Genomic DNA, 13,565 nt, shown 5'->3' with positions numbered 1-13,565 from the left:
CCCCTAGCTTAATTCCTCTATTGAATTCTTATATTCCTCTTCAGTTAAACCCATACTATGACATTTATGTCCTGCTCTTTCAACTACTGAAACTCCTTTTCCTTTTTTAGTCTCTAAAATAATTGCTACTGGCTTTTCATGTTTTTTACCTTCTTCTATTGCACTATGTATATCTTTTAAATTATGGCCATCTACTGATATAACGTGCCATCCAAAGGATTTCCATTTATCATCCATTGGATGCATATTCATAATATCTTCTATCTTTCCATCTAGTTGAAATTTATTATAATCCACAAAAGTAATTAAATTATCAAGTCCAAAATGTGCTGCTGAAAGTGCTGCTTCCCAAACTTGTCCTTCATTACATTCTCCGTCTCCAACTATACAATAAATATAAGCATTATCCTTTTTTATTTTTGATGCCTTAGCCATTCCAACAGCACAACTGATACCTTGTCCTAAAGACCCAGTTGTCATATCTACCCCATTAGTTCTATTCATATCACAATGACTTGGAAGAAGGGTATTTTCTTTATTTAAAGTAAGAAGTTCTTTTTCTTTTATATATCCTTTATCTGCTAAAACTGCATATAATGCTGGACCTGCATGCCCTTTAGATAGTACCAATCTATCTCTGCCCTCTTTTTTAGAATTCAAAGGATCTATATTCATTTCTTTATTATATAAAAGTATTAGAACTTCAACTATTGATAAGCTACCACCATAATGCCCTTTTCCTACACTATTTATTTCCTCTACTAATAATCTTCTTATTTTTTTACATTTTTTAATTAAAAACTTTTCTTCCTCTATCCTCATAATATTTTCCCCCATTCCTATTAATATTTATTTATTATCTTTAATACCTCATCCTTAGATGAAGCATTCATAAGTTTTTGCAATTCATTGGAATTATTTATTATATCCATAAATTGAGAAAGAGCATATATATGTGACTCTTTATCTTTAGTTGCAAAAGTTAGTACAATTTTCACTGGATCATTAAATTTGCTATGAAATTTAATGGGATACTTCAAATTAATAAAACTCATAGATGTATGGTTAATTTCTTCTGGCAAATTAGCATGAGCTAAACAAACTCCCGGTGCAATGACCATATAAGGACCTAATTTTTTTAAATTTTTTATTATTTCTTCAGTATACTTATAGGTTATATAATTCTTTTTTTCTAAAGGCCTAGTAGCATTTAAAATAACATCTTCCCAATCTTTACAATTTAATTTTACTTCTATAGTTTCTTTTCTTAAAAGTTCTGATAATGAAATTTCTCTTTTTTCTTCTGGAAATTTCTCATTTTTTCTTTTTAACTCATACATTATTTCATATTTTAATTGTTCTTCGTCTTTTATATCTCCATACTTTTTTATTATATTAATAATTTTATTTGTCTTTTCAATTTCATTACTAGAATTAGTTTTTTTAACTATCGATAATAAATATTTATTTAAAATTAAGAAGTCCTTTTCACTTAAAAGTGGACTAATTTTGATATAATCATCTTTTTCAAGATTAGGTATATCTATAGTACTAATTATATAATCACAAGTCTTTAATATATTTTTATTAATATTTCTACTAGCATATGTTCCTATAATTTCTACTTGAAATTTTTGAAAAATACTTGCAGCTATCATCTTTGATGTACCAATACCTGTTCCACAAACAATAATCACCTTAGCTTTTTTACTTTTCCTTTGTTCATAGAGCCTCAACGCCGCACCATAATGTAAAACTATATATGAAATCTCATGTTCACTTAATGGTGAACCTATAAACTCTTCTAAGTATTTGCTAGCTGCTTTAACTATCTTAAATAACTCACTATATTTAGTTTTTATTTTATGAAATAATGGATTTATAAGACTTGATCCGTATTTTATTCTATATATACTCGGTCTTAAATGAAGTATTAACCCCTCTATTAAACCGTTTTTTTCTTTTTCAAATTTAATTTCATAAGCCATCTCTACATATTCTGTCATTAAATTAACTACTTTTTTAAGTTCGCTATCGTTATACTTACTTTGTCCCTTAGAGATATTCTTTAAAACTTTTGCACCTAATAAATGTATGACTATATAGCTTATTTCACATTCTGGTATTTTAATATTATAATGCCTTTCTATATTTTCAATAATGCTTCTAGAAACTTGATATTCTTTTGTTTCCTTAACTATATTTTCATTAAAATTAGGTAAATATATATCTTTATTAAGTTGTACTCTCTTTATCATTATTGATAAATGTGTAATTAATCCTCCATAGGCTTCATCACTAAATTCTCTTTTTAATTCTATCTCTGCTCTTCTTATTAGACTATCTATAAAATCTATATCTATATCAGAAAACAATGTATCAAATTGCAAATTATTTATTTTTGATTGAATTGACTTTCTAGAAACATAATTCAATAAATCTTCTGATGATGTTGATTGAGATATTATTTTTACAACAGCGTTACGTTTATCTATTTCACTTCCTTCTACAATCATTCCTATTTTAGGTTTTCTCACTAAAGTTAAATTTCTTTTCTTTAGCCACTCATCAATTGAATCTAATTCTTTTAGCAGAGTATTTTTAGATACACATAATTTCTTTTCAAAAAATCTCATTTTTATTGGAGTATTACATTGAAGTAATTTAAGTAACATATGTAAATGTCTTTCTTCTTTTGAATAAACATATTTATATGGAGTATATTCTCCTATAAATTTATTTAAATAAATCTTTAAATTTTCATCCTTTGGTACTCTTATTCCTTTTCTATACTTTCTATTTAAATATCCAAAATTATTTTTTATTAAAAACTGTTCTATCTTATCTATTTTGTATCTTATAGCTCTATTAGTTACCTTATATTTTTTAGCTATTTCGCTTATCTTTACAAAATCATTTTTTTCTACTAAGTACTGTAATATTTGAATACAATCCTTATTGAGTTCCATATCACATTCAATCCTTTCACTTCTTATTATATATAATATATCTTCTATATAATATTAGATATAAGTAATCTTTTCTTCCTATTAAAATTGAAAAATTGAACCTTTAAATAATTATAAAATTATATTTAAAAATTTTAAAAAATTTTTAGAATAATTTTTAGTTTTTTATAATTATCTTATCTCATACCAGTGCATATACTACTATCATAAGAGGGGGGATTTTCATGTCTAAATTTAAAAAAATATTATTTATTTTAATTTTTATACTTGCTATAGAAATAGTTTTAATATATATAGGATATAAAAAAGATATTAATACAAAAAATAATTCTAGTAATAATAAAAATATTGCAATTTTTATAGATTTAACTTCTAACAGATTAGATGTATTTAAAAACAGTATTATAGTAAAAAGCTATAATATAGCCAGTGGAAAAGTTTCTACACCTTCTCCTATAGGAACTTGGAAAATAATAAACAAAGGTACTTGGGGATCTGGCTTTGGTGGACGATGGATGGGACTAAATGTTCCTTGGGGTACTTATGGTATTCACGGAACTAATAGACCTAATTCAATAGGACATAGAGCCTCTCATGGGTGCATTCGTATGAATAATAAAGATGTTATTGAATTGTATGATATTATTCCCTACGGAACTACTGTGATAATATGGGGTGGTCCTTTTGGAAACTTTGGAGAATATTTAAGACCTATACGACCTGGTATGACTGGTTCTGATGTTTATGAAGTTCAAAGACTACTAAAGCAGAAGGGCTACTATAATGGTAACCCTGATGGAATTTATGGAGAAAATATGAGAATGATAGTACATAAGTTTCAAAAAGATAATAATCTCTATATTTGTGATACTATAAATTCCTCTTTTTATAAACAATTAGGAGTACAACTTATAGAATAATATTATTCATACTTAACTCCTTTCTAAATTCATTTCACAATTAAGATTTATTTACAAATTCTAATAAAATTAAAATCATTAATTATATAATAAAAAAGCTTTAAAATATTAATAAATACTATAGATTAACTAATAAACCCAACATATGTTTTTTTAAAGTAACTTATTATTAATAATTGTAGTATAATATATATTAGGTGATGGAGTTCACCTTTAAATGCTTTACGCTAATAACTCCTACTTTATAATTTGTTTAAAGTAGGAGTTTTTTAACTTTTGTAGGAGGAATCACAAATGCAAAGACTATTTTATGTTGGAATTGGAGGATTTCTAGGAGCTTCTTTAAGATATCTTATAACTATAAACTTTCAAAAATTTTTTGGTACTCAATTTCCCTATGGTACATTAATTGTAAATATACTTGGTGGATTATTTTTTGGTTTAATAATGGAAATAAACTCAACAACAACTTTAATTTCTCCTGATTTGAGGTTATTTCTTACCACAGGTATTATGGGTGGACTTACAACTTTTTCTACTTTTAGTTATGAAACTGTAAGCTTTTTTACTAGTAGAAATTATACTTTAGCCTGCTTAAACACATGTTTAAATTTATTCTTAAGTTTTTTAGGCATTATATTAGGAAAATCTATCTTACATATAAGATAACATCACAACTTTGATAACAATATAGATGAAGATAAATGCACTTCTAATGTAATAGGAAACCAATATTATAAATAATTTTAACTTTCCATTTGAAAGTTAAAATTATTTATAAGTTGGTATCTCAAATTTTGGTTATTTCTCTTAATATGATACAATATAAAGTGTATATAGGAGGGATTCAATGAAACTTTCTTATATTTTTAAAGGATTATGGAATACCTTTAAAAATATCTTACCTATAACTACACTCATGCTCTTCATTCAACTATTCATATTTAAAAAACCAATGAAAAATATAAAAACTTTTACATTAGGGGTTATACTAAGTACTTTAGGTTTATTCTTGTTTATAGAAGGAACAAATCTTTTTCTATTACCACTTGGAGAATCCGTTGGTAGAAATTTAATATTACTAAAAAATAAATGGTTTATTATATTACTAGTATTCGGAATTGGATTTTGTACAACTCTTGTAGAGCCAGCCTTAACTGCTTTAGCAATGGAAGTAGATGAAATTTCTATAGGATCAATTTCTAAAAATTTTCTTATGTATACAGTAGCTTGTGGATTTGGTACAGGATTATCCATAGGCATATGTAAAATATTATTTAATATTAAAACTTCTAAAATTGTTATTCCCCTTTTTATAATTTCAACAATATTATTATTTTTAGCTCCTGAAGAAATAATCGGAATAGCTATAGATTGTGCAAGTTCTACAACAGGACCTGTAAATATACCTTTAAATCTCACCATAGCTCTAGGTTTATCCAAAGTTATTGAAAATTCCGATCCCCTTTTAAATGCTTTTGGTATAGTTGGACTTACTTCTATTGGTCCTATTATATTTGTATTATTATTAGGTATAATCACAAAATAAAGGAGGTTTTACCCTTGATATGCATAGTTACTATTGTAGAAAGAGGAAAGGCCTCTAAAATAGTTAATGATGCTAAAAGTGTAGGAGCCAAAGGTGCTACAATATTTTATGGTAGAGGTACTGGAGAAGAAGAAATTAAAAAATACTTTGACTTTCATATAGAATCTTCTAAAGAAATTATATTAATAATATGTGAAGATGGAATTTGTGAAACTATAATAAATACTGTAGTAAGATCAGGTAAACTTAATCATCCAGGCAAAGGAATACTTTTTACATTTCCTATTTATAATATAAAAGGCATATAAAATTATTACCCATTAAAAATTACTATAAATAAAAAGGGGAAGTATTACTCCCCCTTTAATTACATACTAAGCTACTAAATTTTCAGTTTTTTTATTTTTTACTGCAGATTTTAACATCACTAAAGAAGTATATATTACTACAGCTATAACTAACCAACGTAATATATCCATTGGTAATGATTTTACTAAAAATGCAGCTATTAAAACCCCTACTGTTCCTGCTATACACATTGATACACTAGCTTTTCTATTATAAGCTCCTTCCTTAACAAACTTAACTGATGCAGGTGGCATTAAAAATGCACATGAACCCATCATTATAGGGAAGGCAACCTTTGGAGACATTCCAAGCATATAAACTAAAGCCATACAAGGAGCATATAATCCTATTCCTGCTGTCATTAACGCTCCTAATATAAAGTTTACTACTACTGCTATAATTAATTTTGATCCTGTTAACGCTATAGCATCTCCCCCACCTGGCATCCAATGTAATTGACCTGCAAGCATAAAATAAGCTGTTATTAATAAAGCTACTCCCATAGTAATTTGTATAACCTTTTCTGGAAGTTTTGACACTATTCCTGCACCTATAACAGCTCCTATTGCTGCTGCAAGTAACATAGCTATTAAAGTAACTGAACCAACTTCTATAATCTTAATAAATATTATAGCTTCTATCAAAACTGGAATTGTATTTGCTGCATTTAATGTTCCCGGTAATATTCTATCTTCTGTTTGTTTTGTTAACTTTAATAAAGCCGTTTGTGGTGCAAAAGCTCCTATACCTAGTACATCAAAAAAGTTAACTATAAATCCGATTACTGCAGTTTTTACCCAAGATACATTTTCTAAGTTATCTTTATTCTTAATAAAGTCCCTAAATAATACAAATCCAAACCATATTGCTAAAATTATTAATGCAACCCATATAGCAGTTACCATCATTTGTACCCCTCCTCTTTTGTCCTTAATTTTAATTATTTATAAAAACATGTGTAAGCTGTTTGTTCTTCAATTTTTACATTAAACTTTTTATTAGCTTCTACTATAAAAGTTTCACCCTTATTAAATTCCTTCCAACTATCCTCTCCTGGCAATTTAGCAACAATTTTTCCACTAACTACAGTCATAGTTTCTTGCTTAGATGTAGAAAATTCATATTCTCCTATATCCATAAGCCCCATAGTTGCCACTCCTTCATTGTTTTCAAATGCAACTGACTTTACTTTTCCATCAAAATAATCATTTACTTTCATATTGCACCTCTTTATTTCAATTTCTTCAATTTTCTGACTATTAATTTCACATTTCATTTATGTATGTAGTTTACCTATAAATACATTTTCAGCATTCTACTTAATAAAAGTAGAATGCTAAAAATATATATTAAAAACTATTTAGACATTTCTTGAGATTTTCTTGTACAACTTCTCATAGCTTTAATAACAGCACTTCTAAATCCTTCTTCTTCAAGAGTTGCCACAGCTTCTATAGTTGTTCCTGCTGGTGAACAAACCATATCTTTTAAAGCTCCTGGATGCATTCCAGTTTCTAAAACCATCTTTGCTGAACCTAATACTGCTTGAGCTGCAAATTTATATGCTTTATCTCTTGGCATTCCATCTAATACAGCTGCATCAGCCATAGCTTCTATAAACATATATACATAAGCAGGTGATGATCCACTTACTGATGTTACAGCATCCATTAATTTTTCTGGAACTATTTCAGCCTTTCCAAAACTTTCAAACATACTAATAACTTCTTCTGCTTCTTCTTTAGAAACTAAATCATTAGGACAAATAGCTGCCATACCTTCACCTACTAATGCTGGAGTATTTGGCATAACTCTAACTATCTTTATTCTCTTTCCAAAAGTAGCCTCTGTATCTTCTAAAGCCTTTCCAGCTGCTATAGTAACTATTATTACGTCATCTTTTACTTGGTCTTTTATTCCCTTTATAACTATAGGATATAAATTAGGTTTAACAGATAAGACTAATATATCTGCTATTTTAGCTACTTCATTATTATCTGTTGTAATTTTTACTCCAAATTTTTCCTTAGCCTTTTCTAGATTTTTTTCACTTAAATCACCTATAATTATGTTCTCTGGAGTAACTAATTTTGCATTAACTATTCCTCCAACCATAGCTTGGCCCATGTTTCCTGCACCAATAAAACCTATTACTTTATTCATTAATATAACCTCCCAAATATAATTAATTTCTTAGGTAGTAAATATGCATTACTACACTTTTACTACCTAAGACAATTATTGCACACTTTTTTTATATAAATACTAATTTTATTTTTTAGAAACCAGTTTGTTCTGTTCTTTCTATAATTTCATTTTGTAATACTCTATCTAAATTATTAAAGTAATCACTATATCCAGCAACACGAACTATAAGATCTTTATATTCATCTGGATTTTGTTGTGCTTTTAATAATAAATCTTTGCTTACAACATTAAATTGAATATGATGTCCATCCATTCTAAAATAAGCTCTTACTAAGTTTGTCATTCCATCTAATCCAGCTTCTCCTTGAACTACAGATGGAGTAAATTTTTGATTTAATAAAGTACCACCTGTTCTTAAATGATCCATTTTAGCTGCTGATTTTACAACTGCTGTTGGTCCATTTATATCTCCTCCCTTTGATGGAGAAATACCTTCTGATACTGGTACATTAGCCTTTCTTCCATCTGGAGTAGCATTTATAACTGATCCAAAATAAACATGGCATGTAGTTGGAAGCATATCTATTCTATAAGAACCACCTCTACCGTTTGGTCTTCCATTTACTTCATTATAGTAAGCATTAAATACCTGTTGCATTATTTCATCAGCATAGTCATCATCATTACCATACTTAGGAGTCTTATTTTTAACTAAATTAAGAATATCTTCGTGTCCTTCAAAGTTATTCTTTAAGGCCTCCATTAATTCTTCCATTGTTATATTCTTTTTATCAAATACTTGATATTTAATTGCAGATAAACTATCTGTAATTGTTCCTATACCAACACCTTGTATATAGCTTGTATTATATCTAGCTCCACCTGCATTATAATCTTTTCCTTTAGTAACACAATCATCTGTAATAACTGATAGAAATGGAACTGGCATTAATGTTGCGTACATTCTTTCTATAACTCTGTTACCATTTACTTTTATATCAATAAAATATTTAAGTTGTTTTTTAAATGCTTCAAATATATCATCATAAGTTTTTAATGTAGTTATATCTCCTGTTTTTAATCCTATTTGTTTACCAGTTTGAGAGTCTACACCATTTAGTAATGTAACTTCTAATATCTTTGGTAAATTCATATATCCTGTTAATATATAAGCTTCTTTACCAAAGGCACCAGCTTCAACACAACCACTAGTTCCTCCGCATCTAGCATCTTCTATAGATTTTCCTGCCCTAACTAATTCTTGAACTACAGAATCTGCATTAAATATTGATGGTTGACCCCAACCTTTTCTTATAATTTCACAAGCTTTCTTTAAGAACTTTTGTGGTGTCTTTTTACTTATTTGTACGTTAGAACTTGGTTGTAGTAATCTCATTTCATCTATTACTTCAAGTACTAAATAGCTTACATCATTAACTCCATCTGAGCCATCAGCTTTCATTCCACCACTATTTATATTTGCAAAATCAGTATAAGTTCCACTTTCTTTTAGTGTTATACCAACTTTTGGTGGAGCCGGTTGATTATTAAATTTAACCCAGAAGCATTGTAATAATTCTCTTGCTTGTTCTCTATCTAAAGTACCTGATTCTGTTTCCTTTTTATAGAAAGGATATAAATGTTGATCTAGTCTTCCTGGATTAAATGCATCCCAAGGATTTAATTCAGAAATTACACATAAGTGAACAAACCAATACATTTGTAATGCTTCTCTAAATGTTCTTGGTGCATGAGCTGGTACCCAAGCGCAAACTTCTGATATTTCCATTAATTCTTTTTTTCTTTGCGGATCTTTTTCTTCCTTTGCTAATTTAGCTGCATATTCTGAATAACGCTTTCCATAAATTATTATAGCGTCACAAGCTATATTCATAGCATCTAACTGTTCTTTTTTATCTAATGCTTCATCATCATTTAAATAATCTAATTTAGCTATAGCTTCCTCTATATCTTTTTTTATATCTAAGAATCCTTTTTTATAGTATTTATCTCCACCTGCAGTATGTCCAGGGCCTCTTTGTTCCATAAATTCAGTGAATATACCTAATTCGTAACATGTTTTCCATTCTGGTGTCATTTTGCTTAAAATTTTATGTCTCATGGATCTTCTTTCCCAGAAAGGAATAATTAATTCTTCTTGTATTTTTTTATCTCCATCAGTAGTTTTAAAAGATATTTTATCACGTTTGTCCATAATATCAAAATCTTCAATAGTATGACAACATAATTCTGGATAAGTTGGTGTAGCTGCTGGAGCTTCCCCTCTCTCTCCTACTATAAGTTCTCCATCATTAATGCAAAGAGTTTTTCTTTCAAGCAACTCCTTTAAAACTAAGGCTCTTAATACTGGAATTGATACTGTTCCTTCATATTTTTTGTAAACATCAGTAACAATCTGAGTTCTTTCCATTGAAATACGTGGTACAGCATTCAAACTTTGCTCTCTTAATTTTTTTACTCTTTCAGTCATCATAATAACTTAACCCCCTATTTTTACTTTTATAGCAGCTTTTTTAAATTTATTAGCTATCTCATTCATTTTTTCATCAGATGGTTTTTCATCACCTGAAAGTTTATACTTCATATTAATTCTTTTATACTTGTCCATTCCCATCTTATGATATGGTAATAAGTTTACATGAATTATATTTAACTTAGATATAAATTCAATAGCTTTATCTATATTTTCATCATCATCGTTTACCCCTACAATTATTGGCATACGAATATATATATTATGGCCATTATCTGAAAGCTTTTTAAGATTTTCTAATATTATTTTATTATCTACTCCTATATATTTTTTATGTCTTTCATTATCCATAAGCTTTAAATCATATAAGAATAGATCTACTTTATCTCTTATTTTGTCAAATTTATCCCAAGATACATATCCACTAGTATCTATCGTTGTATGTACTCCTTTTATCCTGCATTGGTTTAACACTTCATTTATAAGCTCTGCTTGAAGCATTGGTTCTCCTCCAGAGAAGGTTACCCCTCCACCAGATTCTTCATAAAATATTTCGTCTTTCATTATTTCTTTAAAAATTTCATTTTCTGTCATATCTTTTCCTACATATTGTCTAGCATTGCTAGGACAAAAATCCGTACATTTTCCACATAAGTTACACTTATCCTTGTTTACCACTGGATAGTTATCTTTTATTTCTATGGCATTTTGTGGACACCTTTTAACACAAACCCCACATCCTGTACATCTTTCTTTAAAAAACATAATTTCGTGTTCTTTCCTTTGACTCTCTGGATTATGACACCACCAACAACTTAAAGGACATCCTTTAAAAAATACTGTTGTACGTATCCCCGGACCATCATGTACAGAATATTTTTGTATATTTATAACAGTCCCTTTACTCATAAAATCATCCCCCTATTTAGGTTTCTTAACTTTACTACTCCTTGAAAATATTAGGTGTATTAACTGTTAATAATCTAACTGGTTTACTTGTATAATTAGCCCAATTATGTTTTACACTTGAATCATAATGAGCACTATCGCCAGGATATAGTTCTTTTTCATCTTCTCCCAATATTAAAGTAAGTATGCCCTCTAAAACATAAACAAATTCTTCACCTTCATGCTGATATGAAATAAGATTTTCATTATTACGTGAAGGTAATATTTCTATTAATCTTGGTAGAAAACTTTTATCTTCTAGATTATTACTTAAGTTATACTTAATAAATCTATTATTTTCTACTTGAAATATTTCCTTTTCATAGCTTCTTAATAAAATTTTTTTACTCTTTTTAGGAGCCTCAAAGAAATATGTTAAATCTACACCTAATTGTTTAGCAATTTTGCTTAAAGAGTCTATAGCTACTGTTGTTAATCCTCTTTCTAGCTGAGATAAAAATCCTATAGATAAATCTGTTTGCTCACTTAATTCTTTTAATGTTAATTTTTTGTTGGTTCTTAATTTTTTTATCTTCTTACCTATATCATTTATCATAAGTAATCCCCTCATTCTACATATTTTTACTTTTCCATTATATCACGTAAATATATAACAGAAAATTAATTAAATAATTGAAATTTTAAATATTCAGATATAAGGGGTTATTCTTGTGTTAAGTTATATCTAATTATATTTCATTATTATGAATTTTATGCTACTGATAAATTTTCCTCAAAAGCAAATCTACAAATATCAACATAAAAGACTAAAATCTTTAATATTCATATAATTAGAATACCTTATCATTGTTAAAATATTATTAATATCTCTATTGTCATTATAGTATATATGTATATTAAAGTCTAGCACTTTTTTGATAATTATTAAACTTTATTTCATTATGGTGAAAATAATAAGTATTTATAGTAATTATTCTATATAAATACTTTAAATATCCGATTTTATTAACATTAAACTATATTTTTATTGAAGATTTAAAATCATCTTTTTATTTTTATGACCCTTATGATATATAATTTTTATTGCTCTTCTCCTAAATATCCATTTTTCTTTGATACTTCTTTCACTATAATTTTAGATTTACTATCACTTTATTTAAGATTTTTTGTAATATATTGCTCCTCATACAAGTTTCATGTTCTCCATATAATTTCATACTAAATTCATTTTTTATAAAAACAATATTATCTGTAAAATAAAATCATTTAGTGAATAGTTTTTATTTATTGGTAAATAATTACTAATGAATATATTTTTTAAGGAGAATGTTCTATGATAGTTGGAATACCAAAAGGGCTTTTATATTATAAATATAATGTTTTTTTAAAAAGTTTTTTCGAGGAATTGGGTTGTGAAATCATAACATCTGAAGATACCAATAAAGATATTTTAAACAAAGGTGTAAAACTTTCTGTAGATGATGCCTGTTTACCTGTTAAAATATTTCATGGTCATGTTATGGATATTAAAGATAAATGTGATATTTTGTTGATTCCACGTATAATGCAATTGGAAAAAAATAAATATATATGTCCCAAATTTTGTGGTTTACCAGAAATGATTAAGTACAGCATACCTGATATGCCAAAATGTATAACCTATCCTATATATGCTACTTCTATAAAAGAACTAAAAAAATGGGCTATAAAATCTGGATTAAAAGTAACTAAAAACCTTTATAAAATAAATAAAGCGTTAAATATAGCAATAAAAAAGCAGCAAAATACATTTACTGGTATAAAAAAATTAAATAAAAATATAAATATAGCTTTATTAGGCCATCCTTATAATATTTATGATAAATATACAAACTTAGATATAATTAAAAAATTAGATAAATTAGGTGTAGGCGTTATAACAGAAGAATATGTACAAGAAGAAGATATAAATAAACAAATTGATAAATTATTTAAAAAACCTTTTTGGACATTTGCAAAAAATTCGTATGGCTCAGCTACTTATTTGGCAAAAACTAATAAAGTACAAGGTATAATTTATATTTCTTCCTTCGCTTGTGGTATAGATTCTATTGTTATAGAGCTCATAAAAGATGAATTAAAAGACTTCCCTATTTTAGTATTAAAAATTGATGAGCAAACTGGAGAGGCTGGATTTTATACTAGGCTAGAAGCTTTTGCAGATATGCTAGAAAGGAGATGTAGTTAGA

13 protein-coding genes and 1 riboswitch are annotated in these 13,565 nt (G+C 27.5%); of the genes, 5 read left to right on the top strand and 8 right to left on the bottom strand.

Translation table 11 applies throughout. The features are described from left to right. Window positions 1-3 precede the first annotated feature (3 nt). Together BN1711_RS02610 and BN1711_RS02605 are read right to left on the bottom strand one after the other, a co-directional pair. Window positions 4-822 (bottom strand): transketolase, encoded by an 819-nt coding sequence (locus BN1711_RS02610; protein ID WP_050606635.1) that lies wholly within the window; start codon window positions 820-822, stop codon window positions 4-6. 20 nt (window positions 823-842) lie between these two features. Further along, window positions 843-2,969 carry a BglG family transcription antiterminator gene (locus BN1711_RS02605; protein ID WP_050606634.1) on the bottom strand — a complete coding sequence of 709 codons (2,127 nt, stop codon included), beginning with the start codon at window positions 2,967-2,969 and terminating at the stop codon, window positions 843-845. A 224-nt stretch (window positions 2,970-3,193) separates the two neighbouring features. Here BN1711_RS02605 and BN1711_RS02600 point away from each other — a divergent pair, with 224 nt between their 5' ends. From BN1711_RS02600 to BN1711_RS02585, 4 genes are all read left to right on the top strand, one after another. After that, window positions 3,194-3,889: a L,D-transpeptidase family protein gene (locus BN1711_RS02600; protein ID WP_050606633.1), complete on the top strand. Its 696-nt coding sequence runs from the start codon at window positions 3,194-3,196 to the stop codon at window positions 3,887-3,889. 187 nt (window positions 3,890-4,076) lie between these two features. After that, window positions 4,077-4,136: riboswitch (Fluoride riboswitch) on the top strand. A gap of 47 nt (window positions 4,137-4,183) precedes the next feature. Further along, the gene (gene crcB / locus BN1711_RS02595) at window positions 4,184-4,558 is read left to right on the top strand and encodes a fluoride efflux transporter CrcB (protein ID WP_050606632.1); all 375 of its coding nucleotides are present in this window, start codon (window positions 4,184-4,186) and stop codon (window positions 4,556-4,558) included. 181 nt (window positions 4,559-4,739) lie between these two features. Continuing rightward, complete coding sequence (locus tag BN1711_RS02590) at window positions 4,740-5,438, top strand: DUF1538 family protein (protein ID WP_050606631.1); 699 nt, start codon at window positions 4,740-4,742, stop codon at window positions 5,436-5,438. 14 nt (window positions 5,439-5,452) lie between these two features. After that, window positions 5,453-5,746 (top strand): P-II family nitrogen regulator, encoded by a 294-nt coding sequence (locus tag BN1711_RS02585; protein ID WP_050606630.1) that lies wholly within the window; start codon window positions 5,453-5,455, stop codon window positions 5,744-5,746. A 66-nt stretch (window positions 5,747-5,812) separates the two neighbouring features. On the opposite strand, the gene BN1711_RS02580 is transcribed toward BN1711_RS02585, so the two are convergent. The 6 genes from BN1711_RS02580 to BN1711_RS02555 form a co-directional block, all read right to left on the bottom strand. Further along, window positions 5,813-6,691, bottom strand: a complete 879-nt coding sequence (locus BN1711_RS02580) for a sulfite exporter TauE/SafE family protein (protein ID WP_050608419.1) — start codon at window positions 6,689-6,691, stop codon at window positions 5,813-5,815. Between the two features lie 35 nt (window positions 6,692-6,726). Continuing rightward, on the bottom strand, window positions 6,727-7,005 hold the full coding sequence (ppnP, locus tag BN1711_RS02575; RefSeq protein ID WP_050606629.1) for a pyrimidine/purine nucleoside phosphorylase: 279 nt from the start codon (window positions 7,003-7,005) through the stop codon (window positions 6,727-6,729). 137 nt (window positions 7,006-7,142) lie between these two features. Further along, complete coding sequence (proC, locus tag BN1711_RS02570) at window positions 7,143-7,949, bottom strand: pyrroline-5-carboxylate reductase (protein ID WP_050606628.1); 807 nt, start codon at window positions 7,947-7,949, stop codon at window positions 7,143-7,145. A gap of 115 nt (window positions 7,950-8,064) precedes the next feature. Next, the gene (gene hypD / locus BN1711_RS02565; RefSeq protein ID WP_050606627.1) at window positions 8,065-10,428 is read right to left on the bottom strand and encodes a trans-4-hydroxy-L-proline dehydratase; all 2,364 of its coding nucleotides are present in this window, start codon (window positions 10,426-10,428) and stop codon (window positions 8,065-8,067) included. Window positions 10,429-10,434: 6 nt separating this feature from the next. Then, the gene (locus BN1711_RS02560; RefSeq protein ID WP_050606626.1) at window positions 10,435-11,337 is read right to left on the bottom strand and encodes a trans-4-hydroxy-L-proline dehydratase activase; all 903 of its coding nucleotides are present in this window, start codon (window positions 11,335-11,337) and stop codon (window positions 10,435-10,437) included. A 34-nt stretch (window positions 11,338-11,371) separates the two neighbouring features. Continuing rightward, on the bottom strand, window positions 11,372-11,932 hold the full coding sequence (locus BN1711_RS02555) for a helix-turn-helix domain-containing protein (protein ID WP_050606625.1): 561 nt from the start codon (window positions 11,930-11,932) through the stop codon (window positions 11,372-11,374). Between the two features lie 738 nt (window positions 11,933-12,670). On the opposite strand from BN1711_RS02555, the gene BN1711_RS02550 reads away from it, so the two are divergent. Continuing rightward, window positions 12,671-13,564 (top strand): acyl-CoA dehydratase activase-related protein, encoded by an 894-nt coding sequence (locus tag BN1711_RS02550; protein ID WP_050606624.1) that lies wholly within the window; start codon window positions 12,671-12,673, stop codon window positions 13,562-13,564. Window position 13,565 lies beyond the last annotated feature (1 nt).

The sequence above is a fragment of the Clostridium niameyense genome (assembly GCF_001243045.1).
In the GTDB taxonomy this organism is placed as follows: Bacteria; Bacillota; Clostridia; order Clostridiales; family Clostridiaceae; genus Clostridium_F; species Clostridium_F niameyense.
The sequence above is the reverse complement of the archived record's forward strand: the minus strand, read 5'-3'. Positions and strand labels throughout refer to the sequence as shown.

What these genes read in the sequence shown, in the direction of transcription:
- BN1711_RS02550 (WP_050606624.1), top strand. Translation starts at nt 12,671, where the DNA reads ATGATAGTTGGAATACCAAAAGGGCTTTTATATTATAAATATAATGTT.
- crcB (WP_050606632.1), top strand. Translation starts at nt 4,184, where the DNA reads ATGCAAAGACTATTTTATGTTGGAATTGGAGGATTTCTAGGAGCTTCT.
- ppnP (WP_050606629.1), bottom strand. Translation starts at nt 7,005, where the DNA reads ATGAAAGTAAATGATTATTTTGATGGAAAAGTAAAGTCAGTTGCATTT.
- BN1711_RS02600 (WP_050606633.1), top strand. Translation starts at nt 3,194, where the DNA reads ATGTCTAAATTTAAAAAAATATTATTTATTTTAATTTTTATACTTGCT.
- proC (WP_050606628.1), bottom strand. Translation starts at nt 7,949, where the DNA reads ATGAATAAAGTAATAGGTTTTATTGGTGCAGGAAACATGGGCCAAGCT.
- BN1711_RS02610 (WP_050606635.1), bottom strand. Translation starts at nt 822, where the DNA reads ATGAGGATAGAGGAAGAAAAGTTTTTAATTAAAAAATGTAAAAAAATA.
- BN1711_RS02580 (WP_050608419.1), bottom strand. Translation starts at nt 6,691, where the DNA reads ATGGTAACTGCTATATGGGTTGCATTAATAATTTTAGCAATATGGTTT.
- BN1711_RS02560 (WP_050606626.1), bottom strand. Translation starts at nt 11,337, where the DNA reads ATGAGTAAAGGGACTGTTATAAATATACAAAAATATTCTGTACATGAT.
- hypD (WP_050606627.1), bottom strand. Translation starts at nt 10,428, where the DNA reads ATGATGACTGAAAGAGTAAAAAAATTAAGAGAGCAAAGTTTGAATGCT.
- BN1711_RS02555 (WP_050606625.1), bottom strand. Translation starts at nt 11,932, where the DNA reads ATGATAAATGATATAGGTAAGAAGATAAAAAAATTAAGAACCAACAAA.
- BN1711_RS02590 (WP_050606631.1), top strand. Translation starts at nt 4,740, where the DNA reads ATGAAACTTTCTTATATTTTTAAAGGATTATGGAATACCTTTAAAAAT.
- BN1711_RS02605 (WP_050606634.1), bottom strand. Translation starts at nt 2,969, where the DNA reads ATGGAACTCAATAAGGATTGTATTCAAATATTACAGTACTTAGTAGAA.